The 1,038-nt window shown below is 42.6% G+C and carries 1 protein-coding gene; it reads left to right on the forward strand.

The window, feature by feature from the left end; all coding sequences use genetic code 11:
• Nucleotides 1–1,011 (forward strand): elongation factor Tu (tuf, locus tag H4J52_RS04635; RefSeq protein ID WP_182178582.1); only part of this gene is annotated, 1,011 nt, incomplete at its 5' end.
• Between the last annotated feature and the right edge of the window lie 27 nt (nucleotides 1,012–1,038).

Raw genomic sequence — 1,038 nt, forward strand, 5'->3', positions numbered from 1 at the left:
CGTGGTATTACAATCAATACTTCTCACATCGAGTACGATACAGAAGCTCGTCACTACGCACACGTAGATTGTCCTGGTCACGCCGATTACATCAAAAACATGATCACTGGTGCTGCACAAATGGATGGCGCTATCTTAGTAGTTGCTGCTACAGATGGTCCTATGCCACAAACACGTGAGCACATCTTGTTATCACGTCAAGTTGGTGTTCCATATATCATCGTATTCATGAACAAATGTGATGTTGTAGATGATGAAGAATTATTAGAATTAGTTGAAATGGAAATTCGTGAGCTTCTTAGCGAATATGATTTCCCGGGTGATGACTTACCAGTAATTCAAGGTTCAGCTTTATGTGCCCTTCAAGGTGACGAAAAGTGGGAAGCTAAAATAATCGAACTTGCTGACCAACTTGATAACTACATTCCAGAGCCAGAGCGTGCAATCGACGGAGCATTCATCATGCCTATCGAAGATGTATTCTCAATTGCTGGTCGTGGTACCGTTGTTACTGGTCGTGTTGAACGTGGTATCATCAAAATTGGTGAAGAAGTAGAAGTTGTTGGTATCCGTGATACTCAAAAATCTACTTGTACGGGTGTTGAAATGTTCCGCAAGCTTCTTGACGAAGGTCGTGCTGGCGAGAACTGTGGTGTGCTTTTACGTGGTCTTAAGCGTGAAGATGTAGAACGTGGCCAAGTGTTATGTAAGCCTGGTTCAATTTCACCTCATACAAAATTCGAATCAGAAGTATACGTGTTAAGTAAAGATGAAGGCGGTCGTCATACACCATTCTTTAAAGGATACCGTCCACAGTTTTACTTCCGTACAACAGATATCACAGGTGCTGTAGAGCTTCCTGAAGGTGTTGAAATGGTAATGCCTGGCGACAACTTGAAATTTGTTGTAGAGCTTATCAACCCAGTAGCGATGGACGAAGGTTTACGCTTCGCTATCCGTGAAGGTGGTCGTACAGTTGGTGCTGGTGTTGTATCTAAAATCATTGACTAGTTCCTGATTTTAGTTCTCACGAGAACT

It is taken from the genome of Colwellia sp. MB02u-14, assembly GCF_014076915.1.
GTDB lineage: Bacteria > Pseudomonadota > Gammaproteobacteria > Enterobacterales > Alteromonadaceae > Colwellia_A.